Origin of the sequence: Glycomyces rhizosphaerae (genome assembly GCF_042647865.1) — a bacterium.
GTDB classification, from domain to species: Bacteria; Actinomycetota; Actinomycetes; order Mycobacteriales; family Micromonosporaceae; genus Glycomyces; species Glycomyces rhizosphaerae.
On record NZ_JBHRWO010000008.1, the window covers coordinates 116,729 to 141,187 of the forward strand.

21 protein-coding genes are annotated in these 24,459 nt (G+C 68.8%); 14 read left to right on the top strand and 7 right to left on the bottom strand.

The window, feature by feature from the left end; genetic code table 11:
• The first annotated feature begins 153 nt into the window (after nt 1–153).
• From ACFO8M_RS08665 to ACFO8M_RS08680, 4 genes are all read left to right on the top strand, one after another.
• Nucleotides 154–861, top strand: a complete 708-nt coding sequence (locus tag ACFO8M_RS08665) for a ThuA domain-containing protein (RefSeq protein WP_387973383.1) — start codon at nt 154–156, stop codon at nt 859–861.
• A complete protein-coding gene (locus ACFO8M_RS08670; RefSeq protein ID WP_387973386.1) occupies nt 834–1,931 on the top strand; it encodes a Gfo/Idh/MocA family protein in 1,098 nt (365 codons plus the stop codon). Before ACFO8M_RS08665 ends, ACFO8M_RS08670 begins: the two co-directional genes overlap by 28 nt.
• A gap of 104 nt (nt 1,932–2,035) precedes the next feature.
• Entirely contained in the window at nt 2,036–3,613 is a 1,578-nt protein-coding gene (locus tag ACFO8M_RS08675; protein ID WP_387973388.1) for a ricin-type beta-trefoil lectin domain protein, read from the top strand.
• A gap of 1,851 nt (nt 3,614–5,464) precedes the next feature.
• Nucleotides 5,465–6,022 (top strand): IS5 family transposase, encoded by a 558-nt coding sequence (locus ACFO8M_RS08680; RefSeq protein WP_387973391.1) that lies wholly within the window; start codon nt 5,465–5,467, stop codon nt 6,020–6,022.
• Nucleotides 6,023–6,261: 239 nt separating this feature from the next.
• Here the strand turns inward: ACFO8M_RS08680 and ACFO8M_RS08685 are convergent, their stop codons facing one another.
• Nucleotides 6,262–6,732 (bottom strand): hypothetical protein, encoded by a 471-nt coding sequence (locus tag ACFO8M_RS08685; RefSeq protein WP_387973718.1) that lies wholly within the window; start codon nt 6,730–6,732, stop codon nt 6,262–6,264.
• Between the two features lie 340 nt (nt 6,733–7,072).
• On the opposite strand from ACFO8M_RS08685, the gene ACFO8M_RS08690 reads away from it, so the two are divergent.
• Nucleotides 7,073–7,483 carry a hypothetical protein gene (locus tag ACFO8M_RS08690; protein ID WP_387973394.1) on the top strand — a complete coding sequence of 137 codons (411 nt, stop codon included), beginning with the start codon at nt 7,073–7,075 and terminating at the stop codon, nt 7,481–7,483.
• A 219-nt stretch (nt 7,484–7,702) separates the two neighbouring features.
• On the opposite strand, the gene ACFO8M_RS08695 is transcribed toward ACFO8M_RS08690, so the two are convergent.
• Complete coding sequence (locus ACFO8M_RS08695) at nt 7,703–8,101, bottom strand: hypothetical protein (protein ID WP_387973397.1); 399 nt, start codon at nt 8,099–8,101, stop codon at nt 7,703–7,705.
• A 437-nt stretch (nt 8,102–8,538) separates the two neighbouring features.
• Between ACFO8M_RS08695 and ACFO8M_RS08700 the strand changes: the two genes are divergently transcribed.
• A complete protein-coding gene (locus ACFO8M_RS08700; protein ID WP_387973399.1) occupies nt 8,539–9,960 on the top strand; it encodes a dihydrolipoyl dehydrogenase family protein in 1,422 nt (473 codons plus the stop codon).
• On the opposite strand, the gene ACFO8M_RS08705 is transcribed toward ACFO8M_RS08700, so the two are convergent.
• A complete protein-coding gene (locus ACFO8M_RS08705) occupies nt 9,905–10,873 on the bottom strand; it encodes a DMT family transporter (RefSeq protein ID WP_387973401.1) in 969 nt (322 codons plus the stop codon). The genes ACFO8M_RS08700 and ACFO8M_RS08705 overlap by 56 nt on opposite strands.
• On the opposite strand from ACFO8M_RS08705, the gene ACFO8M_RS08710 reads away from it, so the two are divergent.
• Nucleotides 10,872–12,365, top strand: a complete 1,494-nt coding sequence (locus tag ACFO8M_RS08710; protein ID WP_387973404.1) for an aminotransferase-like domain-containing protein — start codon at nt 10,872–10,874, stop codon at nt 12,363–12,365. The two genes, ACFO8M_RS08705 and ACFO8M_RS08710, sit on opposite strands and share 2 nt — an antisense overlap.
• Before the next feature lie 17 nt (nt 12,366–12,382).
• Nucleotides 12,383–13,351 (top strand): ADP-ribosylglycohydrolase family protein, encoded by a 969-nt coding sequence (locus tag ACFO8M_RS08715; RefSeq protein ID WP_387973407.1) that lies wholly within the window; start codon nt 12,383–12,385, stop codon nt 13,349–13,351.
• A gap of 7 nt (nt 13,352–13,358) precedes the next feature.
• Here ACFO8M_RS08715 and ACFO8M_RS08720 read toward each other — a convergent pair whose 3' ends face one another.
• Nucleotides 13,359–14,855 (bottom strand): SulP family inorganic anion transporter, encoded by a 1,497-nt coding sequence (locus ACFO8M_RS08720; protein ID WP_387973410.1) that lies wholly within the window; start codon nt 14,853–14,855, stop codon nt 13,359–13,361.
• A gap of 192 nt (nt 14,856–15,047) precedes the next feature.
• Between ACFO8M_RS08720 and ACFO8M_RS08725 the strand changes: the two genes are divergently transcribed.
• The gene (locus tag ACFO8M_RS08725) at nt 15,048–15,557 is read left to right on the top strand and encodes a mycothiol transferase (RefSeq protein WP_387973413.1); all 510 of its coding nucleotides are present in this window, start codon (nt 15,048–15,050) and stop codon (nt 15,555–15,557) included.
• A gap of 4 nt (nt 15,558–15,561) precedes the next feature.
• Here the strand turns inward: ACFO8M_RS08725 and ACFO8M_RS08730 are convergent, their stop codons facing one another.
• The gene (locus ACFO8M_RS08730) at nt 15,562–16,314 is read right to left on the bottom strand and encodes an SIR2 family NAD-dependent protein deacylase (protein WP_387973416.1); all 753 of its coding nucleotides are present in this window, start codon (nt 16,312–16,314) and stop codon (nt 15,562–15,564) included.
• Between the two features lie 33 nt (nt 16,315–16,347).
• The gene (locus ACFO8M_RS08735; protein WP_387973419.1) at nt 16,348–16,977 is read right to left on the bottom strand and encodes a hypothetical protein; all 630 of its coding nucleotides are present in this window, start codon (nt 16,975–16,977) and stop codon (nt 16,348–16,350) included.
• A 317-nt stretch (nt 16,978–17,294) separates the two neighbouring features.
• Here ACFO8M_RS08735 and ACFO8M_RS08740 point away from each other — a divergent pair, with 317 nt between their 5' ends.
• The 5 genes from ACFO8M_RS08740 to ACFO8M_RS08760 all read left to right on the top strand — a co-directional run bounded on the left by ACFO8M_RS08740 (nt 17,295) and on the right by ACFO8M_RS08760 (nt 23,736).
• Complete coding sequence (locus ACFO8M_RS08740) at nt 17,295–17,732, top strand: RNA polymerase sigma factor (RefSeq protein ID WP_387973700.1); 438 nt, start codon at nt 17,295–17,297, stop codon at nt 17,730–17,732.
• A gap of 533 nt (nt 17,733–18,265) precedes the next feature.
• On the top strand, nt 18,266–19,828 hold the full coding sequence (locus tag ACFO8M_RS08745) for a phytoene desaturase family protein (RefSeq protein WP_387973703.1): 1,563 nt from the start codon (nt 18,266–18,268) through the stop codon (nt 19,826–19,828).
• A 340-nt stretch (nt 19,829–20,168) separates the two neighbouring features.
• Entirely contained in the window at nt 20,169–21,668 is a 1,500-nt protein-coding gene (locus ACFO8M_RS08750; protein WP_387973706.1) for an amino acid adenylation domain-containing protein, read from the top strand.
• Entirely contained in the window at nt 21,665–22,957 is a 1,293-nt protein-coding gene (locus ACFO8M_RS08755) for a hypothetical protein (protein ID WP_387973422.1), read from the top strand. The genes ACFO8M_RS08750 and ACFO8M_RS08755 overlap by 4 nt, the downstream gene beginning before the upstream one ends.
• A gap of 14 nt (nt 22,958–22,971) precedes the next feature.
• The gene (locus ACFO8M_RS08760; RefSeq protein ID WP_387973424.1) at nt 22,972–23,736 is read left to right on the top strand and encodes an enoyl-CoA hydratase-related protein; all 765 of its coding nucleotides are present in this window, start codon (nt 22,972–22,974) and stop codon (nt 23,734–23,736) included.
• 9 nt (nt 23,737–23,745) lie between these two features.
• Here ACFO8M_RS08760 and ACFO8M_RS08765 read toward each other — a convergent pair whose 3' ends face one another.
• Complete coding sequence (locus tag ACFO8M_RS08765; protein ID WP_387973427.1) at nt 23,746–24,426, bottom strand: NUDIX hydrolase; 681 nt, start codon at nt 24,424–24,426, stop codon at nt 23,746–23,748.
• Between the last annotated feature and the right edge of the window lie 33 nt (nt 24,427–24,459).

The window sequence follows — 24,459 nt, forward strand, 5'->3', positions numbered from 1 at the left end:
CCGCCTCGCAAGCTCGAAACTTTTTACACGACGAGGCGAAACGGCAGCGGCTGGGAAGCCCATTGCGGTCCGCTCCGGCATCGGTTACGGTCGTTCCGCGACTTCTGAAAGCGATACCAATGAACGGTGTAGGCGCACCGGCGAAGGAAACACATGAGTGAGCGAACAGCGCTGATCGTCCGAGGCGGATGGGAGGGGCACGCACCGGTCGAAGCGACTGAACTGTTTCTGCCCTTCCTCAAGGAGCATGGCTACGAGGTGCGGATCGAGGAGTCCCCCGGGGTCTACGCGGACGCCGACGCCATGGCCGCGACCGACCTCATCGTCCAGAGCATGACGATGTCCGAGATCAGCCACGACCAGGTGATGGGCCTCCGCGCGGCCGTCGCGGCGGGCACCGGCATGGCGGGCTGGCACGGCGGCATCGCCGACTCGTACCGGAACTCCTCGGACTACCTGCAGCTCATCGGCGGCCAGTTCGCGACCCACCCCTCCAAGGAGCCGGGCGCCTGCAAGGGCAGCCAGGAGGACAACTACCTGCCCTACACCGTCGAGCTGACCGAGCTCGGCCGCGAGCACCCCGTCATGGACGGCATCGCGGACTTCGACCTCGACACCGAGCAGTACTGGGTGCTGCACGACGACCTCATCGACGTGCTCGCCACGACCACGCACCCCGTGCAGCCGTACCACCCGTGGCACCGGCCGATCACCTCCCCGGCGGTGTGGACGCGACTGTGGGGCGAGGGCCGCGTCTTCGTCGCCACCCCCGGCCACAGCGTCGACGTCCTCCAGGACGACAACGTCCGCACCATCATCGAAAGGGGCATGCTGTGGGCGACCCGCACGGCATCGGCATAGTCGGCCTCGGAGCCATCTCCGGCCAGTACCTCAACACGTTCGCGGCCTGCCCGGGCATCCGCATCGCGGCCGTCGCGGACCTGAACGCGGCCCGCGCGGCCGAGGTCGCCGAGTCGACCGGGGCCGTGCCGCTCGGCGTGGACGAACTCGTCGCACACCCCGATGTGGACACCGTCCTCAACCTCACCATCCCTGCGGCCCACGCCGACATCGCGCTCCAGGCCATCGCCGCGGGCAAGCACGTGTACGGCGAGAAGCCGCTCGCGGCCGCGTTCGAGGACGCCGAGCGCGTGGTCGAGGCGGGCGCTGCGGCCGGCGTGCGGGTCGGCTGCGCACCGGACACGGTGCTCGGCACCGGGGTCCAGACCGCCCGGGCCGCGATCGACAAGGGCGACATCGGCGCCCCGACGTTCGCGATCGCCACGATGATCGCCTCCGGCCACGAGCGCTGGCACCCGAACCCGGACTTCTACTACACCGAGGGCGGCGGGCCGCTGCTCGACATGGGGCCGTACTACGTCACCTCGCTCGTGCACCTGCTCGGCCCGGTCGTCTCGGTCACCGGCGCCTCCAGCCGGTCCCGCGACCAGCGCGTCATCGGCTCCGGTCCCCGTGCGGGAGAATCAGTCCCGGTCTCGATCGACACGCACGTCACCGGCATCCTCGAACACGCGGGCGGCGCGCTCAGCACCATCGTCATGAGCTTCGACGGGCACGCCACCCAGGCCCCGAACATCGAGGTCCACGGCACCGAGGGCACCATCGGCGTGCCCGACCCGAACCACTTCGACGGCGAGGTCGGCCTGCACCGGATCGGCGACGACCGGATCGTGCTCCCGCCCAGCGCCGGGTACGCGGAGTCGGGCCGCGGCGTCGGCCTCATCGACATGGCCCGCACCGGATCGGACCGGGCCCCGCGGGCGGACGGAGCGCTCGCGCTCCACGTCCTCGAGGTGATGACCACGCTCCTGCGCTCGGCGGAAACCGGTGGGCGCCTGGACATCCGGACCACGGTGGAACGCCCGGAGCTGGTGCCGCTCACCGCTCACGAGGACTGGACGGCCGCCTGATCTATCGAAATTGATCAATCCGACAATCTTCACATTACCGCGGAGTAACGGTAGTCTCGCTTCTACGATCCGTCGACAGCGATGTTTCCGAACAGGAGACTGCCATGTCCACTCCCCGGAACAGGATCACCGCTGCGCTGGCCGCAGCGGTGTTCTCCACCCTCACTCTCTCCACAATGGCCTCATCAGCCCAGGCCGCGGAACGGCCCGACCCCGTTCCGCTCCCCGACAACCTCGAAGCCGTCCGCGCCGCCGAAGCCACCGAGCTCTACGGCAGCCCGGGCATCCTCCCCCTCGAAGACCGCGACACCTCGCTGGTCTCCATGGGCGACAGCGAGATCTCCGGCGAAGGCGTCGGCAACTACGAGCCCGGCACGCACACGGACGGCAACTGGTGCGACCGCTCGCTCGACCAGGCGCTCTTCCGCACCGGCATCGAAAGCGACCAGCAGTACAACGTCTCCTGCTCCGGCGCCGCCTCCCCGCACCTCCTCGAAGGCAGCGGCCAGCAGCAATGGAACGAACTCAACCAGGGCGACCAGCTCGCCGTCAAGGCCCGCAACACGCACGTGAAACTCGTGTGGATCGTGGTGGGCGCCAACGACACCGGCGGCATCGAGTTCGGACCGGTCGCCACCGAGTGCGCCACCAACCGCATCCTGTTCCTCGGCCCCTGCTGGCCGAACCACACCGACGACTGGGCCGCCCGCGTCGAGGTCAGCCAGGACGGCGTCGAGAACGCGATCGACGGTGTCCGCCAGACCATGACCGACGCCGGGTACCTCGGCACCGACTACGACCTGGTCGTCATGTCCTACCCCAGCCCCGGCGGGCCCGACGTCGAGGACAACCCCGACTTCCCCGGCTGGTACGCCGGCGGCTGCCTCCTCTACCTCGCGGACGCGGCCTTCGCCCGCAACAAGGCCGTGCCCCTGTTCGAACGAGGCATTCGCGATGCGGCACTAGACAAGGGCGTGCGGTATCTCGACGCCCAGCGTCTCTTCGACGGCCACGGCGTGTGCGAGGAACAGCCATGGGCGCGCGGCGTCTATGTCGAAGTCGGCGAGCTGCCTTCAGAGCACGCCTTCCGGCAGTCCTTGCACCCCAACTACCTCGGCCACGGCGCATTCGCGCAATGCATCACCGAGTTCTACGCGCATCCGGAGTGGGAGACTTCCACATGCGTCGACCCGGCGAGCACGGACAGCGCCGCCCTTTACGAAGGGCTGCTCGAGTTCCAGGATCTGAAGAACGCGGCCAGCGGCCTATGTGTCGATGCCGAGGGTTACGACTCCCGCAACGGCACCGACTTGATCTCTTCGACCTGCAACGGGGCCCGCAATCAGGGCTTCTGGCTTGACGAGGAGCGGGGTTCGCTGCATGTGGAGCTGAGCCACGACCGCTGCATTGACGTGGAAAGCGGCCGAATGCAGGCCGGGACCGCGCTCGTCCTGTGGGACTGCCACGGGGGCCTCAACCAGGAGTTCGTGGCTGACAGCTCGGGAATCCACCCGGTCGGCCACTCGGACTTGTGCCTGGGCTTCAACGGAACCGGCACCGGAGCGTCGCTGGTCCTGACGCAGTGCGGCACGCCAGCCAGTGCTCTCTCACTAGCCGATCGCAACTACGCCAACCCGGCCGGCTACGGCCACGACGACTGGATCGGAGCGAGCGTCTACTAGTAAGAGGCAGTGACATACCCCGAGACAAACGAACGGGGCCGGACGGAATTCCGTCCGGCCCCAACCCATCACTAACGGCGAGGTGTGAGTCTGCCGGGGGTGTGACGCCGAGGTGGGGCCGGTCGCTGCGAACGGCTGGAGCGGTGCCGGTCGCCGTTGTCGAACCGATCTCACGGGGCCGGTCGACGCTGCCCGCGCTGCCGCCGGGGCGGTGCCGGTCGTCGGTTCCCGCTCGGCCGCAACTCGGGCAGGCTTCAAGCCGTCAGCGACAGCGAGTCTGGAGCTGACCGGGGAGTTCGTAGCCGGGTCGGGGTCGGGCGGTGTTGGAGCCGAGCCGAGTGTGCGGTGCCGGTCGTTGACGACATCGGGTCTCGCTTTGCTTACGCCACAAGCGGTCAGCAGCGGCGAGACCGGATCGGACCTCGGGTTGTGTGCCCGGGGCCGGGCTGGCCGCTGCCGCCACTTGGCTAGGTGCGCGGTTACGGTCACCGGCGCTATCGATCTCGTTTTACTTCCGCCGCAAGCAGTCAACGATGGAGAGGCGGGATTGCGCCCTGGACGTGCCGCCGGGGCCGGGCCGGAATCGGCAAGCGCTGGGGCCGAGCCGACAAGGCGTTGCCAGTCGCTGGTGCCTCCCGGTCTCGCTGTGCTTGCGCCACAGGCGGTCAGCGACGGCGAGGCCGGATCGGACCCGGGGTCGTGTGCCCGGGGCCGGGTCGGTCGATGCCGCCGACTGGCGGGTTGGGCGGTGCCGGTCGGCGCCGCATGCCCGGTCCCCAGTCGGGCGGGGCGCGAGCCATCAGGGATGGTCCGGTGCGAGCCGACCCGAGCATGCACAGCGAGCCGCGCACCGTCGGCGACGGTGCCGTGGGAGACATTCGCGGGGATGCCGTGTCGCCGGGGCGGTGCCGATCGCACCTCGAAACCTGAGGCGTTGTGGACGATGCCGATCGGTGCCGGCTGCCCGGTTGGGCGGGTTCGTTCCCGCCGCCGAGCACCCGGCGGGGTCGTGTCGGTCGCATCAGTCATGGTCATGGTGTGTTCACCTCCTTCGTGCATGGTCGGTTCGGGTGTCGGGCCTGGTAGGTCGGGTCGCTGTTGATCGTGGTCGCGAACCCAGGGATCGTCGTGCCGTTGGCGGCCTGCTCCATCAGGCGCCCATGCGCTTGCTGTCGTTGTCGTGACCGGCCGGATTGCCACGGGCCGTTCGTGTCCGGCAGGGAACCACACCCACCGGTCGCCGTCGGCCGGTCCATACCTGCGAGGACCCGTCACCTAAGGCAATGGCACAAGCAAGGAAGCAGATCTGTCCAGCTCCCAATCTGGCTGGCGCAACTTGGCTTCTACGAGGTGAACGGAGTATCTGGCCAGAGGCTCATGTCGTAGTCTGCTTACCACCAGACTCTACGTTCATCTGCTCGGATTTCGCATCCTTGTACGTACCTTCAATTATCCGCAACCCCAGACCACACGGCAACACCCACACGGTGCGAAAGGTTTCATGTTCCCCCGCCCCCACCACCACCAGACCCGCTGCGCCCCAACCCAAACCGACCCGCCACCCGAAAACCGACCCCACCCATCCACCTCCTCGTCGCCGCCCGCTCGAACAGCGGGAATCCCCAAGGGCCGAGGGAGCCACCTCGCACTCGCTCATGTGCCGCATGAGTCGCAGGGCGTGGGCGAGTGCTGGGTTATGGTGTAATTCCGATGAATGGCAATGGTCTGTAAGAGCTCCTAACACATTGGGACGCAATGACTCTGGGATGTCTGGCGGGCTCGGGCTGGTTCCCTTGTTGGGTGAGCCAACCATGGATCGTCGATGATGAGCTGTAAGCGCTGATCGAGCCGTTGCTGCCCGCCTGGCCTCCCAGGCAGCGTGGGCCGAAGCCGATACCCGACCGGCGGTGCCTCCAGGGAGTCCTATTCGTGCTGTACACCGGCATCGGGTGGGAGCATCTGCCGCAGGAGCTCGGGTACGGCTCGGGAATGACCTGTTGGCGCTGGTTGGAGCGGTGGTGCCGGGGGTCTTCGGGTCGCTGCACTGGTTGCTCCTGGCGCGCCTGCATGCCACCGGCGAGGCGGACTGGTCTCGGGTCTGCATTTGACGCCAGTCATCTCAAGGCCAAGAAAGGAGGCGAGGGGGTAGGTCCCTCGCCGGTCGACCGCGGTAAGCCCGGCTCGAAGCACCACATCGTCTGCGATGGTGCGGGCCTTCCGCTGCGAGTCATCACCACCGGCGCAAACGTGCCTGATATCGCCATGGCCGAGTCGCTCATCGCCACGGTCCCGACGGTCGCCGGACGCATCGGCCGTCCCCGTTCAAGGCCCGATGCGGTTCTGGCCGACAAGGGCTATGACTCGGCCGCGTTCCGGGCCAACCTGAAGCGGCGGGCAACCTGGCGGTGATCTCCCAGCGGAAACGTCGGGACATCATCGGGCTCGGCAGCCTGCGTTGGGTGGTGGAGCGCACGATCGCCCACCTCCACCAGTTCAGACGCCTGGCCATCCGCTGGGAGCGCCGCCTCGATCTGCATGAAGCCCTGACGAGCCTCGCTGCATTGGCCATGACTGCGCCGCTGCTGCGGCCCGCGTTTCCCTCGCCTCACTACAAGAACAACGCGACAGAACCGAGAAGAAACGGGTTCTTAGGCCTTGCCGCCGCAGTGGTGCGCTTCATTGGCGGCGTTGGTGAGGCAGGCGCGCACATACAGGTCGGTCTTCGTCCGATCGTCGCGCCAGTCGCCGTTGACGGTCTCGCCGAAGCTCCAGGCGCGGTGCGCCTCGATCGGCACGTCGTAGTGCGTGGTGCCGTCGTAGTCCGCCCACTCCATGCGGATCGTCGCGCCCGCGCCGTTCGCCTTGGTGTCGGTGACCTCGAAGACGACGAGAGAGATGTACGTTCCGTCGCTGTTGTAGGCCATGCAGATGGTGGCGTCGACGCTGGCCCCGCCGCCGTTGGCGTCGTTGGTCACATGGACTTCGCGGCCGTCGTCCCAGTTCCATTGGGCGCAGTAGTCCGGGATGGCGGCCGAGGCGGGTTGCGCGACGCTCAGGACGCCGGCCGTGGCCGCCAACGCCATCAGGATCCCGGTCAGTGCGCGGCGAAGTCTCGTCATCGGTTCTCCTCAGTTGTTGATGGGTTCCCCCCTGGCCGCCCAGAACGGTCATGTTGGCAGACCGTCGCTTCTCATGCAGGGCGAACTGGCCCGGGGGTTCGTGAACGCCTCCTAGGACGCGCGATGTGGAGCGGATCGTTGCCTCTCGTGTCGATCATCATGCGACGCGCCGCCGTCGAGGCCGACGCGACTCGAGGACGGCTGAACCCGCTCGTCAAGACCGATCGCACACCACCGATCTGCACCCATGCCATGGCCCCCACTGGGACATGACCTGCGGCAAGATGAGGATCCATAAGTGAAAGGTCCTCAGTTGCTCATCGTCAAATACTCCAATCGCATGATCCTGATCATCGGATCGATCTTCGGAGCCATCCCCGCCGTCTCAGCGATCCGCATCGGCCAGGAGAGCCTGGTCAACTTCTGGATGCTCGGCTTGACCGTGGTCACGTTCGGTGCGGGGGCTGCCATCGGCGCGTTCGGCGTGGCGCACTCGGTTACCCGCATCGACACCCGCGGTTTGGCGCGCCGCCAGAGCAATGGAAGGTTCCACGACCTCAAGCGGCTGAAGCGGGAACAACGATTCGTGATCGCAAAGCACTGCCTCTGCATCCAGGGGCCTGACGGCACGATCGAGAAGACCGAGATCGCAAAATGGCGGCTTCGCCGTGAAGACTGGGAACTCATAGCACAGCGGTACCCCGACATCGGCGCCACCGAATCGCCAACGTCCCGGGGATCGCACCCTTAGACAGGAGCGAGGTCCGAACTCGTAGCGGGCGAGGGTCCCCTCGTCGTGCAGGCGAGGCTTGACCACCAGCCCGGGAACGGAATCCTCATCCTTCATTCGGGCCTCCGAAACTGGTCGCGGTAGCACCAGATCCTTCCGCACCTGCGCATCAGCGAGGAACCGAACCTTTCGGGCACTTGAACATGCCCTGGCATGAGTCGCCCGGAAAGGCTCAGCGAGTCACCGAACGAGGGCGAGAATCGCATCCACGAAGGGAGCATGATGATCCGCTAGCGACGAGTCCCAAACATTGCGCAAGTGAAGGGTCGACATCCGGAAGGCCAAGGCGCGCACCAGCAGCTGCTCCCAGTTCGCGATGTCCTGCCCGACCACGGGCAGCAGCTCGATCGGAGTACCGTGCCAGCACACCGCATCTACTACCGCGATTGCGGCAGCGAGACCAACCGGGCGCCAATACGGCGCCCAGTCGATGATCGTCGGCGGCTCTCCTTCGGCGAAGAGGACGTTGCCGAGCAAGTCTCCATGGATGAGCTGCGATGGCGACTCCACGGGATGGAACTGTGCCGCGAGGCGTTCAAGCATCGCGTCGGCAGGCAGCGGCTCCTCTTCCCATGCCATGCGATCAGCGCGAGCCCAGGGGTCGTCGGAAGTGTCGATGAACGCTGGACGAGGCAAAGCCGAGATCGCTCGGACGCGTGACTCGTCCGCAGCACCGGGCACTCACTGCAACGCTTCCCATCCGTCTACGACCCACTCGCCCGACACGGCTCTGATGGGACGCGGCGTCCGGAACTCCGCCGTGTGCACGAGACGCTCGAGCACACCTGCTCGCCAGTTCGCTTCGTCCCCACCACCGGTCGGGCGCAGCACCACCGGCCCTGCTCTCCACGTCAGCCCCCGGCCACCGTCGAGCTTCTGCCGTCTCGCCTCCCCGCTGCCGAACGCGGAAAGGACTTCATCCGATGGTCGCCCTTGAGGAGTCACGCACGCATGCTACCGAGCCGACCGAAGCGCGTAGGCTGCGTCCTCGGGACGCATCGGGAAGGGACTGGCACATGACCAAGGAACGCGAAGTGGACCTCGTCGTGATCGGCGCTGGGCCGGTAGGCGAGAACGTCGCCGATCGGGCTGTCAAGGGCGGGCTCGAAACGGTGATCGTTGAACGCGAGCTCGTTGGCGGCGAATGCTCGTACTGGGCGTGCATGCCGTCGAAGGCGTTGCTTCGTCCGGCGCAGGTACTCAGCGCAGCGCGTGCCATGCCCGGAGTGGCCGTCGCCGGCGAGCTCGATGTCGCTGCCGTGCTTCGCAGGCGGGACTCGTTCACGAGCAACTGGTCCGACGACGGTCAGGTGAGCTGGCTCGAGAGCGCAGGTATCGACCTGGTGCGCGGGCACGGGCGGTTGAGCGGCGAGCGCGAGGTCACCGCGACGGCAGACGACGGGAGCACGACACTGCTGCGCGCCCGTCACGCGGTCGCGGTCGCGACCGGGTCGGTGCCGAACCTGCCGGACATTCCAGGTCTGCGTGAGGCGAACCCGTGGTCGAGCCGGGAGGCGACGAGTGCGAAGTCGGTGCCCGAGAGTCTTGCGATCATCGGCGGCGGTGTCGTTGCTTTGGAGATGGCGACTGCGTTCGCCTCTTTCGGGAGCGCGGTGACGGTCATCGTCAGGGGCACCGTTCTCGGCGGGGTCGAGTCGTTCGCGGGTGAGCGGGTTGCCGAGTCGCTGCGGTCGCGTGGTGTTGCGATCCTCACGGACACAGAGACTTTGAGCGTCGAGCGTAACGATGCGGGGGTTCGTATAGAGACCAGCGCCGGCACGGTGACCGCCTCCGAGTTGCTCGTGGCGGCGGGGCGGTCCCCTGCGACCGCCGATTTGGGTTTGGAGCAGGTCGGGCTCGATCCTGGGGTGCGGCTCGAGACCGATGACACGCTGCGTGTCGCCGGTTCCGAGTGGCTTTACGCCGTTGGCGATGTCAACGGCCGGGCGCTGTTGACCCATCAGGGCAAGTACCAGGCTCGGGCGGCGGGCGATGTGATCGCGGCGCGTGCCAAGGGCCGTCCGGTCGATGACGCGCCGTGGGGCGCGCATGTGGCGACGGCCGATCATGCGGCTGTGCCGCAGGTCGTGTTCACCGATCCTGAGGTAGCGGCTGTTGGACTGACGGCCGATGCGGCTCGCGCGCAAGGGAAGACGATCCGCGTCGTCGACTACGACCTCGGCTGGGTCGCCGGGGCGAGCCTTTCCCGCGACGACTACCAGGGTGCCGCGCGCATGATCGTCGATGAGGACCGCGGCGTGATGATCGGTGCGACCTTCGTGGGTCCCGATGTGGCCGAACTCGTGCATGCGGCCACCACCGCGATCGTCGGCCAGGTTCCGATCGACCGCCTCTGGCACGCGGTGCCGCCCTATCCCACGGTCAGTGAGATCTGGCTGCGACTACTGGAGGAGTACGGGCGCCCGTCGTCGGCCTGACGCTCGACAGGCGAGCGCGAACGGCGAGGCCCGCGCAGGCGATGACGGCGAGGCCGCCCGCAACGGTGGCCCAGGTGAGCGGCTCGCCCAGAAGCAGTGCGGCCCAGGCGATGGTCATGACCGGTTGGGTGAGCTGCACTTGGCTGACCTGCGCCATCGGCCCGATCGCCAAGCCCCGGTACCAGGCGAAGAACCCGAGGAACATGCTCACGACCGAGAGGTACCCGAACGCGAGCCACTGCACCGGGGTCGCAGTGGGCGGCTCTTGCACGACCGAGACGACGTTCAGCCCGATCATGAGCGGGGCGACGCAGATCAGCGCCCACGACACGGTCTGCCAGGAGCCGAGTTCGCGGGCGAGCAGACCGCCTTCGGCATAGCCGATCGCCGCAGCGGCGACGGCGCCGAACAGGAGCAGGTCGGCGCCGCTGAGGCTTCCGAGCCCGCCGCCCTGGAGCACGGCGAAACCCACCGCCGCTATCGCGCCGAGACCGGCGAACAGCCAGAAGGAGGTCGCGGGGCGTTCCTTCACCCGGAGCACGGCCGTGATCGCGGTGGCGGCGGGCAGCAGCGCGATCACGACGGCGCTGTGGCTCGCGGAGGAGGTGGTCAGGGCGTAGGAGGTCAGGAGGGGGAAGCCGACCACGACGCCGCCGGCGACGATCGCGAGCCGTCCCCATTGGGCCGCAGTGGGAAGGCGCTGCCGGGTCGCGGCCAGCGCGACCCCCGCCAAAACGGCCGCGATCACCGCGCGCCCGGTCCCGACGAACAGCGGTGACAGGCCCTCGACCGCGATGTGGGTGAAGGGGACGGTGAACGAGAACGCCGCGACGCCGAGGAACCCCCACCAGAGGCCCGCGCGGAGCGATAGCGCGGGCCCGACAGGAACGATAGTGCTACTCTCTATACTCATGTCGAATAGTAGCACTCAGCGGATCGTTGACGGCCTGCGCGCGTGGATCGCGAGTGCGCCGCCGGGTGCGAAGGTGCCGACGAACCGGGAGTTGATGGCCGAGTACGGCGCCAGCCCGGTGACCGTGCAGAAGGCGATGCACGCGCTCAATGCCCTTGGACTGGTGGAGAGTCGGCCGGGTGTCGGGACGTTCGTGCGGGCGGTGCGCGCCCCGCGGGCGGTGGACTTCGGTTGGCAGACGGCCGCTTTGGGCTCGCAGCATTCCCGGTTGCCGTTGGTGTCCTCGACGCAGCGGTCCGCCGCACCGGATGCGATCAGTCTCCATTCGGGTTACCCCGAAAGGGATCTGCTGCCTGAGCGGTTGGTGCGGGCCGCGCTCGCCCGCGCCGCCAAGTCGGAGGCGGCGGTGACCCGTTCGCCGGTGCGCGGGATGCCGGAGCTGCAGGCGTGGTTCGCCGCCGAGCTGGGCCAGAGCGTTCCGGCCGGGGTCGCCCCGCCCACGGCCCGAGACGTGATGATCGTGTCGGGCAGCCAGAGTGGTCTCGTCTCGATCTTCCGCTCGGTGGTGGGTTCGGGTCGGCCGCTGCTCATCGAGTCGCCCACGTACTGGGGCGCGATTCTCGGGGCGGAGCAGTCCGGGCTCACGCTCGTGCCGGTCCCGAGCGGGCCCGGCGGTCCGGATCCGGAGGAGGTCGATCGGGCCTTCCGGCAGACCGGGGCGCGCGCGTTCTACGCCCAGCCGACGTTCGCCAACCCGACGGGGATTCAGTGGTCGCCGCAGCGCGGGCAGGCGATCCTCGAGGTCGTGCGCGAGCACGGGGCGTTCCTCATCGAGGACGACTGGGCCTTCGACCTCGCGATCGACGCCGAGCCCGCTCCGCTTGCCGCCCAAGACGACAGCGGCCATGTCATCTACATCCGGTCGCTGACGAAGAGCGTGTCGCCGGCGCTGCGGGTCGCGGCCGTCATCGCGCGCGGGCCGATCCGCGACCGGATCGTGGCCGATCAGGGGTCCGAGGCCATGTACGTCAGCGGCGTCCTCCAGACCGCGGCCCTCGACGTGGTCACCCAGCCCGGGTGGCGAAGCCACTTGCGCGCCTTCCGGAATCAGGCCCGCATTCGGCGAGACCTGCTCGTCGAGAGCCTCCGCGAGCACACGCCGGACGCGATCCTCGAACGCGTCCCCGCCGGCGGGCTCAACCTGTGGCTCCGCCTTCCCGACGGCACCGATGTGGAGCGTCTGGTACGCGACTGCGAGACCCGCGGTCTGATCATCGCCCCTGGGACGGAATGGTTCCCGGCCGAGCCCGCCAATGCGTACGTCAGGCTCAACTATTCGGGTCCGGCCCCTGACCGGTTCCCCGACGCGGCGCGGATCCTGCAGGCGGCCATTGAAGAGCAGCACTTAAGAGCGTCAGAATGGCTGCAGACCAGCACTATTGGGAATTCCGGAGTCCCGGTAGAGTCGGCGCATCATGACGAAGGGGGTTGATCGGCATGGTGGAGCCGATGCGGACTGCCGAGACGAGCTTGTGGCGGACGCGGGTTCGAGGATCGCTCCTGCTCGCCGCGTGCGCCGACGCGCTCGGTTCCGCCTTCGAAGGACGCCGGGGCCTCTCGCCGGAGCAGGTGGCCGCCGCGGTCGACCGGCCGCAGTCGCCGCTGCGATGGACGGACGACACCGCGCAGATGCTGGTGCTGGCCGCGCACCTGGCCGAGCACGGGGGTCTGGTCGCGTCGGACGCGCTGGCAGCGGCGTTCGCCGACGAGTGGTCGGCCGAACCTTGGCGCGGGTACGGACCCGGTGCGGCGCAATTGCTCTCGCAGATCGCCACCGGTGTGCCGTGGCGGGTGGCGGGCAGGTCGCTGTTCGACGGTGCCGGGTCGCTGGGCAACGGCGCGGCGATGCGCGTGGCGCCGGTCGGTCTGATCACGGGGTGGGGGCTCGATGCGGTCGCGAGCGCGGCGGTGGCCTCCGCTTTGGTGACGCACGTCCATCCTGAGGGGATCGACGGTGCGGTCGCTCAGGCTCTGGCGGTCGCCCTTGCCGCTAGGACGCCGCGGCGGCAGCGTCCTTCGGCGGAGGAGTTGATCGGCGCGATCGCCTCGCGCACCGCGACTGCGGCGTTCACTGCTGAGCTGGAGGCGATTCCGGCGCTGCTCGACGGTCCGGCCGGCGCCATCAGTGACCGGTTCCGTTGCGATGCAACCGCTCTCGGCGCGGTTCCGGCGGCCATCACGGTTTTCCTTCGCTACCCCGACGATCCGGCTGCCGCGGTCAAGGAGGCGATCGGGCTCGGCGGGGACACCGACACCATCGCGGCGATGGCGGCGGCGATGTGCGGCGCCCACTGCGGTGACAGCGCGGTCCCGGCGTCCTGGGCGGCGCAGTTGGAGCAGCCGGAGCGGGTGCGGGCGGCGGCCGACCGGTTGGCGACCCTCGAATCGCGCCGGTACCTCGGCGAGGCCGACGCCTGAAAGGGCCCTAGTGCCCCGCGTTGAGGATCCCGGAGAGTTCCCCGTGGAGGTCGGCGCTGGGCCGGTTGAGGCCGACGATCTCGACCTCTTTGCCGCGCTTGGCGTACTTCTCGGCGATCGCGTCCAGAGACGAGACCGCTGAGGCGTCCCAGACGTGCGCGTCGGAGAGGTCGATGACGACGGTCTCCGGGTCGCCGTCGTAGTCGAAGAAGTGCACGAGGTCGTTGCCTGAAGCGAAGAACAGCTGGCCGGTGACCGCGTAGATGACGGACCCGCCTTCTGGGTCGGTGACGCTGGTGACCTCGACGACGTGGGCGACCTTGCGGGCGAAGGCGACCATCGCGACGATGACGCCGATCCCGACGCCGATGGCGAGGTTGTGGGTGGCGACGGTGGCCGCGACCGTGGCGACCATGACGATGGTTTCGCTGATGGGCAGGCGCCGCAAGGTTTTCGGGCGGATCGAGTGCCAGTCGAAGGTCACGGCCGACACGAAGACCATGACCGCGACCAGTGCCGCCATCGGGATCTGCGCGACCAGGTCGCCGAGGACCACGATGAGGATCAGCAGGAAGAGCCCGGCCGAGAACGTCGAGAGGCGCGAGCGGGCGCCCGACTTGACGTTGATCATGGTCTGGCCGATCATCGCGCAACCGGCCATGCCGCCGAAGAAGCCGACGAGGACGTTGCCTAGGCCTTGACCGGCGGCTTCGCGGGTCTTGTTCGAGCGGGTGTCGGTGGCGTCGTCGACGACCTTCGCGGTCATGAGGGATTCCAGCAGGCCGACCGCGGCCAGGCCGAGCGCGTACGGGGCGATGACGGCGAGCGTGTCGAGGGTGAACGGCACGTCGGGCAGCGCGACCCAAGGCAGGCCTGAGGGCAGGTCGCCCATGTCGCCGACGTTCGGCACCGAAATGCCGAAGGCGACGGTTACAACGGAGAGGCCGACGATCGCGACGAGGGGCGCAGGCACGGCCTTCGTCAGGAGCGGCAGGCCCCAGATGACCGCGAGCCCGGCGCCGAGCATGGTCCAGACGACCCAGCTCTCGCCCCAGAAGTGCGGAATCTGGGCCATGAAGATGAGGATGGCGAGGGCGTTGATGAAGCCGGTGAGGACGCTGCGCGGGATGAACCGCATGAGCTTGGCGACGCCGGTGAGGGCCAGCACCATCTGGAACACGCCGGCGAGGATCGTGGCCGCGATCAGGTGGCCGACGCCGTGGGCGGCGACCAGCGGGGCGGCGACGAGCGCCATCGCGCCGGTCGCGGCCGAGATCATGGCCGGGCGGCCGCCGAGGATCGCGATAGAGCAGGCCAGGACGAAGGACGCGAACAGGCCGACGCTGGGGTCGACGCCCGCGATGATCGAGAAAGCGATGGCCTCTGGAATGAGCGCCAGCGCGACCAGGAGTCCCGCGAGTAGTTCGGTGCGGAGGAACGGCAGCGCGGGTCGGGGGAGGCGGAACCGGGCACGGTCGCGCGCGGGCAGGGCGGCAGTGGGCATGCGGCACCGTTCACGTGGTGGAGGATGGCATCGCAGCGACAGTGCGACGGTGCCGGAAGACACCTCAGATCTTACAAAGCGGCGGATGTGCGCCCGGTGTCATCGCGTCTGTTCGTGGGTCGGCTGACATTGTCGCCGCGGGCCGGTGCGAGGATGGGCTGAGAATCCTTGTCGGCCGAGTCAGGAGTGCTCATGGAGGTCAGCGGCGTCTTCGCGGACGCGTTCTCGCGAGTCCAGGAGGAGGTCCATGCGGTGCTGGACGGTCTCTCGCAGGAGGGGCTGGACGCGCGGCCCGGGCCTGGGGCGAATTCGATCGGGTGGCTCGTGTGGCACATCGCGCGCGTGCAGGACGACCATGTCGCGGGTGTGGCCGGGCGCGAGCAGAACTGGACCGCGGACGGGTGGCACGAGCGGTTCGGGCTGGCGCTCACGCCCGTCGACATCGGCTACGGGCACACCAGTGAGCAGGCGGGTCTGGTCAGCGGGATCACCGCGGAGGAGCTGCGCGACTACTACGACGCGGTCCACGCGGCCACACTCGAGTACGTCGGGACGCTGGCGGCGGTCGATCTCGACCGGATCGTGGACACGAGTTGGGATCCGCCGGTGACGCTGGGCGTGCGGCTCGTGAGCGTGGTGAACGACAACCAGCAGCACACCGGCCAGGCCGCGTACGTGCGTGGGCTGCTCGAATCGCGTTGAGGCGTCAGCCGACCAGGTACGGCAGGATCTCGCCGATGGGCTCGCGCAGGACGGCGTCGGCGACGGCGTCGTAGGGCGTCGGCTCGGCGTTGACGATCACGAGGCTCGCGCCGCCCGCCAACGCGTAGTCGCAGAGTCCGGCCGCGGGGTAAACGCCGAGCGAGGTGCCGATCGCGACGAACAGGTCGGCGTCGCCGGTCGCGTCGGCGGCGGCTTCGAGGACGTCGGGGTCGAGCTGCTGTCCGAAGGAGATGGTGGCGGCCTTGAGGATGCCGCCGCAGGCGGGGCAGGGCGGATCGGTCTCGCCCGCTTCGAGTCTCGCCAGGACTTCGGTCATGGGCATCCGCGTGCCGCAGTCGAGGCAGGCGGCTTCGCGGGCGGTGCCGTGGATTTCGATGACGCGTGCGGGGTCCGAGCCGGCGGCTTGGTGGAGTCCGTCGGTGTTCTGGGTGATGATGGCGCGCAGGCGTCCGGTGCGTTCGAGGTCGACGAGGGCGCGGTGGGCGGCGTTCGGTTCGGCGGTCCACATGGGGCTGGCGAGGCGGGCCGCCCAGGCTTGGCGGCGCACGTCCGGGTCGGCCAGGTAGTTGTCGATGGTGAACAGGTATTGGGCGGCGGGATTCTTGGTCCAGACGCCTTGCGGGCCGCGGAAGTCCGGTATCCCCGAGTCGGTGGAGATGCCCGCGCCGGTCAGGACCGTGATGGAGGCGGCCTCGCCGAATCGGCGGGCCACCTCCGTTGCGGAGTTCGCGCTCATCTGAGGGACCGTACCGCACTCCTTGAAAGGGTCCTAGAGGCCGTCGCGGACCATGGCCTCGACGATCTCGACGTGCCGGTCGGCGTTGGTCTGGGAGAACTCGCTGTCGTAGTTCAGTCCGTAGGGCCAGAAGTGCGAGCCGTCGCATTTGATGGCCGCGCTCGAGCCGTCGTACTGCCTGACGAGCGCGGTGGCCTGGGCGCCGTTGTAGGTGCCGCCGCAGCCGAGGGAACCCCAGTCGCCGCTGGTGCCGACGCCGATGGTGTGCGAGATCTCGTGGAGCGCGGTGCGTTCGTTCATGGAGGCTTTGGCGCCGAAGCGGATGGTGCCGTTGATGTTGCCGTCGGCGGTGGGCACGTTCGGGTCGTAGTGGACGGTGATGTTCTTGCCGAGGTCGCTGAGGTTGTTGTAGCGGGCGACGGCGGCGTTCATGGCGGAGGTGATGCGGGCGTAGGCGTCCTGCTGGTCGGCGGTGGGGTTCTGGACGCGCACGAGGGTCCAGGTGATGGTGCTCTGGCGGGTCTCGGCCGCCGAAGTCTGCGGGTCCTGGTCGGCTTGCGCCGGGGCCGCGAACGGGTTGAGGAAGAGCAGGATCGCGGCCACTGCCGCGGCCGCGATGAGTTGCGGTGTTCTGTTGCTTCCGTTGTGGGTTGACGGGCTCATGGGTGGTCCAATCCGAGGGTCGCGAAGGCACTGTTATCGATCACCTTCGATTTATTGGATCCAGCATAAATACTGCCGAGTCATGACGCAAGGGGTAGATCATCATTGGTCGGACATAAGGCGTGATACTCATCGGTGGATGCGGCTCGGAGCACCGCGGGAACCTTTCGGCGCTCACGGCCCTCTTCCTTTGCGAACCTGTTCTCTTCGGAGGGAGAAGACCTTCGCGAAATGACAGCGATGGCAGGATGCCTCTCGTGAACGCCCCGGAGCTCGCTCCGCTGGTCCTCCGGGCCCAGCGGGGCGACACGCTCGCCATGAACGAGCTGCTCGACGCCTTGGCGCCCTTCGTCGGGCGTATCTGCGGCCCCATCGCCCTCGGCCATGGAGCCGACGCCTCGCAGGAGGCGCTGATCGCGATCTTCAAGTCGCTCAAGACCCTCCGCGCACCCGAAGCCGTGTGGGGGTGGGCGCGCACGATCGCGGTCCGGGAGGCCGTCCGCGTCGCCCGGGACCGCCGCACCGTCCCCGCCGAACTCGCCGACCTGCCCCAACGCGGCGATCCCCAGCTCGAAACGGAGATCGGGGACGTGCTGCGGCGCCTCTCCCCCGAGCACCGGGCCGTCCTCGTCCTCCGCGACCTCGAGGGCTACAGCGAATCCGAGGCCGCGGCGCTCCTCGCGATCGAAGTCGGCACCGTCAAGTCCAGGCTCCACCGGGCCCGGCGAACCTTCCGAGAGGTGTGGTCCGAGTGAGCTCTCAATGGCCTGTGGCCGAATCCGACTCGATCGCCCGCTTCAAGGCCCTGGCCGCCGCGGTCCGCGGCGCCCGCGTCACCGAGGGGACCGTCGACGCTCCCTTCGCGAACGTCTGGGCGCATGTCGCCGACCTCGAAGGGAGTTTCGGCGACTTCGAGCCCGACATGAGGCGCCTCAGCGTCATCGAACGCGAAGGCGACCGCATCGCGGCGCTCGCGGTCAGCAAGTACGGCATGCGGGCCCGGCTCCGCGGCACGCTGCGCCCCGGCTGGTGCTGGTTGCAGAGCCGGTTCCTCCTCATCGGAGTGGCGGCGGCACCTGACGGTCCCGCCCGGACCCGCGTCGCCCTCACGGGCGGCGTCCGCATCCCGGGCCGGGCCGCCCTGATCCCCCTCGGAGTCGAGCGGGCGCCGGGCGGCGATCCCTTCGGCTGCTGCAGGAGCGCACCGCGACCTGATCCGACGGGCCGGCCGCGGTCGGCGCACTCATCTACTTCACCCCAAACCGCCCACGGCGTGTTAGGAATGGGCATGCCTCTGCAGAAGTCCTATGACGCCGTCATCGTCGGCGGCGGCCACAACGGCCTGGTCTCGGCGGCCTACCTGGCCCGCGCCGGCAAGCGCGTCCTGGTCCTGGAACGCCTGGGGCGCACCGGGGGCGCCGCGATCTCCGCGCCCGCGTTCCCCGGGGTCGACGCCCGGCTCTCCCGGTACTCGTACCTGGTCAGCCTCCTGCCGCGAAAGATCCGGGACGACCTGGGCCTGCGGTTCCAGGTGCGCAAGCGGAGCGTCTCCTCCTACACGCCGACCGAGCGCGGCGGCCGGGCCACCGGGCTGCTCGTGCAGCGCGACGAGCGGCGGACCCGCGAGTCCTTCGCGTGCCTCACCGGTTCGGACGCCGAGTTCGAGGCCTGGCGGGACTTCTACGGCAAGGCCGCTCACGTGGCCGAACGGGTCTTCCCCACGCTGACCGGGCCGCTGCCCACTGAGGAGGAACTGCGGGAACGCGTCGGCGACGACGGCATCTGGGACATGTTCTTCCAACGGCCCCTTGGGGAGACGATCGAGCGAACGTTCGGGGACGACCTCGTGCGCGGGGTCGTGCTCACCGATGGCCTGATCGGGACGTTCTCGTCGGCGTGGGCCGAGGACCTGCGGCAGAACCGCTGCTTCCTCTACCACGTCATCGGCGGCGGCACCGGAGACTGGGACGTGCCCGTGGGCGGCATGGGCGCCTTCACCGACGAGCTCGCCGCCACCGCGAGAACGGCGGGCGCGGAGATCCTCACCGGGCACGAGGTCTCGGCGATCAGTACAGACGGTTCGCGCGCCGAGGTGACCTACATGAACGAGCAGGGCGCGGGGACTGTGGAGGCGCGGCACGTGCTGGTCAACGCCTCGCCGGAGGCGCTGGCCGACCTGCTCGGCGAAGCACGGCCGGAGCGGGCCGAAGGGGCGCAGCTCAAGGTCAACATGCTCCTCAAGCGACTGCCGAGACTGCGTGACACGGGCGTTGACCCGCGCGAGGCGTTCGCGGGGACCTTCCATGTCTCCGAGAGCTTCGAGCAGCTCGAATCCGCGTACGTCGAGGCGGCCTCCGGGCGGTTCCCGTCGCAGCCGCCCTCAGAGATCTACTGCCACTCGCTGTCGGACCCGTCGATCCTCGGCGATGACCTGGTGCGCAAGGGATTCCAGACCTTGACCCTGTTCGGCCTGCACACGCCCGCGCGGCTGTTCGACGGCGGCGAGGCGTCAAAGGCGCGGCTGCTCGATGCCACGGTCGGCCAGCTCGACCGCTACCTCGACGAGCCTTTGGCCGACTGCCTGGCGGAGGACGAGAACGGCGATCCCTGCATCGAGGCGAAGACCCCGGTCGACCTCGAACGGGACCTCAGGCTCCCGGGCGGCAACATCTTCCACCGCGACCTGTCGTGGCCGTTCCGCACCGAAGCAGCGTCGGGACGGTGGGGCGTGGAGACCGCGCACGCCAATGTGCACCTGTGCGGGGCCGGGGCGGTACGCGGCGGCGGCGTGAGCGGGATACCCGGCCACAACGCCGCAATGGCGGTCCTCGAATCCCGATCGACCGAATAGCGACCGCGAACAGGCGGATTGGTCGACGCCGACCTTAACATTGACATACTTCTCTGTATATATGTATATTGGACGCCGCGAGCGCAATCGACCGGTAACGATTGGAGCAGTGAGTCTTTCGGCAGCAACGAACTCGGTACTGAGACCCTGATCCTATAACGGATCTAAGTCTAGACACAGTCCAAACACCAATGGAAGCGATGGTATTCGCATGCCTGAAATCGATTTTCCAATGCACCGAATCGGCCATAAGAATGGCCGTAGAACCGACTGTACCCATCTTTTCGAAAGGCCTCGCATGCAGCCTGGCCTTACAGTAGAAACGTCCCTATTGGACGGAATGAATTGGGAGCGCTTCTATCAATTCGGGTGGGGTCCCGCACGCCCGGTCCCCCGCTCGTCGATCCACGAGGTGATCGAAGCGCAGGCCGCGGCGACGCCCGCGGCGATCGCCGCCGAGCACGCCGGAGAACGGATCACCTACGGCGAGTTGACATCGCACGCCAACCGACTGGCGACCCGCCTCGTGCAGCACGGCACCCGCCCCGGCGACCGCGTCGCGCTCGTCGTTCGCCGCGGCCTCCCGATGGTGGTGGGCATCCTGGCGATCCTGAAGGCCGGCGCGTCCTACGTGCCGCAGGACGCCAAGATCGTCCGACCCGTGACGCTTCGGCACATGCTCACCACCGCGAGGGCCCGGATCGTGCTCACGCAATCCGATGCGCCCGTGGCGATCCCGGCCGGGCACGTCGGCATCGACATCGACGCGGTCATGGCCGAGCGGACCGAAACGGCAGACCCGCGCGTCGGATCCGCGCCCGAGCGGGGCTGCTACGTCCTGTTCACCTCGGGCACCACGGGCAGCCCCAACGGCGTCGAGGTCACCCACGCCAACGTGGCGAACCTGCTGCTGACCGAACCCGGCGACCTCGGCATCCGACCGGGCACCGTCGTCGGCCAGATCCTCAACATCGCGTTCGACATGGCCGCGTGGGAGATCCTCGGCTGCCTCACCCACGGCGGCACACTGCTCATCCGCGGAGACGACATCGGGGCGACCGCACGCAGGGCCGACGTGCTCATCGCGACGCCGACGATCCTCTCCCGGATCGACCCCGCCGCGTGCGAGCGCCTGCGGACCGTGGCCGTCGCCGGCGAGCCGTGCCCCCGCAACCTGGCCGACCAGTGGGCCGTGCGGGCCACGTTCTACAACGGCTGCGGCCCGACCGAGACCACGATCGTGAACACGATGCACCGGTATCGCCCCGGCACCGGTCGCCTCACCATCGGCAGGCCGACGCCCAACAACACCGTCTACGTCCTCGACGAGCACCGCAATCCGCTCCCGATCGGCGAGGTCGGCGAGATGTGGGCGGGCGGCGACTGCGTCTCCGCGGGCTATCTGGCCAACCCCGAGCTCAACGCCGAGCGGTACGCGCCGGACCCGTTCCTCGGCGGCGGGCGGCAGATGTTCCGCACCCGCGACCTGGGGCGCTGGACCGCCGACGGCGAGCTGGAGCACTTGGGGCGCACCGACGACCAGGTGAAGATCCGCGGGTTCCGCGTCGAGCTGGACTCGGTGTCGGCGGTGCTGGAGGGCGTGCCGGGCTGCGTCAGGGCGGCCACCGTCCGACTGGACGACCGCACGCTGGTGTCGTTCGTCCAACCCGCCTCGGTCGACCCGGGCCTCGCTCGGGACGCCGTCGCCAATGCGCTGCCGTACTACTGCGTGCCGGCCGCCGTGCACACACTGGAAGCGCTCCCCCTCACCAGCCGGGGCAAGATCGACAAAGCCCGGCTGCTGCGACTCGCCCGCGCCGAGGAAGGAGCGATGGCATGAGCCTGTTGAAAGAGTCCCCTACCGAAGACGCCGTGCTCCCGCCGCTCCTCCCCCGGGCTCGGCGCGCCTTCAAGCATCCGCTGCTGATGCACTACAACCGGTTGGCCGCCACGGTCATCGCGGTGAACGTGGTGGTGCTGGCGGTGGCGCTTCCGGACGGCGTCGACGCCGAGTTCGCTTCTCGCGCAGCGCTCTGGAACTTCGCGCTGGCGATCCTGATCCGCCGCCAGCGCGTGATCAACCTGCTGTTCCGGTTGGCCACCGCCGCTCCCGTGACGTGGCCGCTGCGGGTGCGGTGGACGCTGGCGAAGGTGTACCACTTCGGCGGACTGCACGTCGGGGGCGCGCTCTCGGGCACGCTGTGGTTCGGCGCGTTCGTCGCCCTGGCCACGGCCGAGGGTGCTCCCACTGATGTGCTGGTGCCGGCGTATGCGCTGGTGGTGCTGTTCGCCGGCATCGTGGTGACGACGTTGCCGCAGCTGAGAGCCAAGTACCACAACGGGTTCGAGCTGGTCCACCGTTTCGGCGGCTGGCTGTCGCTGGTCCTGCTGTGGGTGCTCACGGTGATCCAGATCGGGCACAGTGGAGTGCCGCTCGTCGGAGCGGTGGAGTTCTGGGTGCTGTGCGTGCTCACTGCGGCGATCGCCGCGCCATGGACTCGGCTGCGCCGGGTGCCGGTGGACATCACCCGTCCGTCGTCGCATGTGGCCATTGCGCGGTTCACGCACGGCCGCAAGCCTTTCGCCGGGTCTTCGACGGCGATCAGCCGGTCTCCGCTGCGGGAGTGGCATTCGTTCGCGAACATCCCCTCGCCTGAGGAGCACGGGTTCAGGCTGACGATCTCGCGGTCGGGCGACTGGACCGGCCGGTTCATCGACGACCTGCCGGAGCACGTGTGGGTCAAGGGGATCACGGTGGCCGGGGTGGCGAACATCGAGGTCCTGTTCCGCAAGGTCGTCTACGTGGCGACCGGCAGCGGCATCGGCCCGTGCCTGCCGCACCTGCTGGCCCAGGAGGTTCCGGCCCTGCTGGTCTGGTCGACCCGCGCGCCGCGGACCACGTTCGGCGACGAGCTGGTCGACGAGATCCTCGCCGTACAGCCCGAAGCCCGGATCTGGGACACGGCGCAGCGCGGCAAGCCCGACATGGTCGAGCTGGCCTATGCCGCCTACCGCGATTTCGGCGCCGAGGCCGTCATCTGCATCTCCAACAAGAAGCTCACCTGGCAGGTGGTCCACGGGCTCGAGCGCAGGGGCATCCCCGCGTACGGCGCCATCTGGGACTCCTGAGAAAGGCAGACATCATGCGATTGAAGATCGAACGGATCGGCCGGGTCGTGAAGGTGCGCCTGCACCGGCCCGAGGTCCTGAACGCCCTCGACACCGAGCTCATGACCGAACTGGTCGAGGCTCTCGCGCCGCTCGACCGCGATCCCGGGGTCGGCTGCTTCGTGATCACCGGGTCGGAGCGCGCTTTCGCGGCCGGTGCCGACATCACCGAGATGGCCGGGAAGTCCGCGGCGGAGATGGTGGCCGAGGACTACTTCTCGGGCTGGGAGGCCTTCGCGGCCTTGCGCACTCCGAAGCTCGCAGCGGTCTCGGGGTACGCGCTCGGCGGCGGCTGCGAACTGGCGATGATGTGCGACTTGATCATCGCCGCGGACAACGCGAGGTTCGGCCAACCCGAGATCACCCTGGGCGTCATCCCCGGCATCGGCGGCACGCAGCGGCTCACCCGGCTGGTGGGCAAGGCAAAGGCGATGGACATGATCCTCACCGGCAGGCTGATCGGGGCCGACGAGGCCGAGCGCATCGGCCTGGTCTCCCGCGTCGTCCCGGCCGAGTATCTGCTCACCGAGGCGATGGAGGTCGCCGAGCAGATCGCGGGCTACGGCAAGCTCGCCGCGATGGCCGCCCGCGACTGCGTCGACCGGGCCCTGGAGACGGGTCTCGCGGACGGCATCCGCTACGAGCGCAGGGTCTTCCACTCGCTGTTCGCCACTGAGGACCAGCGGGAGGGCATGCGGGCGTTCCTGGAGAAGCGGGCGGCCTCGTTCACCGGGAAGTAGGGCCCCAGCTCACCCCCCGGTCCTGCGGCGCAGGATCGGGGGGTTGAGCAGTGTCGCGTCGCCGCGCCGGAAGAGCTTGGCGGGCCGGCCCGGTTCGCCTTCGGTCGAGTGTCCGGTGGGGAGGAGGAAGCCGGGTGTGGACGTGGCCTTGCGGTGGAAGTTGCGCGGGTCGATCGATTCGCCCCAGACCGCTTCGTAGACCTGGCGCAGGGCGGCGACGGTGAACTCGGGCGGGCAGAAGGCGGTGGCCAGCGGCGAGTACTCCAGTTTGGAGCGGGCCCGTTCGACGCCGTCGGCGAGGATGCGGTCGTGGTCGAAGGCGAGGCCCTGCTGCGTGATCGGCCGCCATGCGGCCGCCGCCGCGTCCGAGCCCGCATTCGGGACGGGCAGGTCGGGCAGGAGCGCGAGGTAGGCGGCGGTGACCACGCGGCCGCGCGGGTCGCGATCGGGCGTGCCGTAGGTGGCGAGCTGTTCGAGATGCCCGCCCGGACCGTCCAATCCGGTCTCCTCGGCGAGCTCCCGCCGCGCCGCGTCGGCCAGGTCTTCGTCGGCGAGGACGAAACCGCCGGGCAGCGCCCATCGGTCCTTGTAGGGCTCGATGCCGCGCCGCACCAGCAGCACGCACAGCTCGCCTTCCCGCACCGTGAGGACCACGAGGTCGACGGTGACGGCGAACACTGGATAACTCATTATCACCACCTTGACGATAAAGTACCACGACTG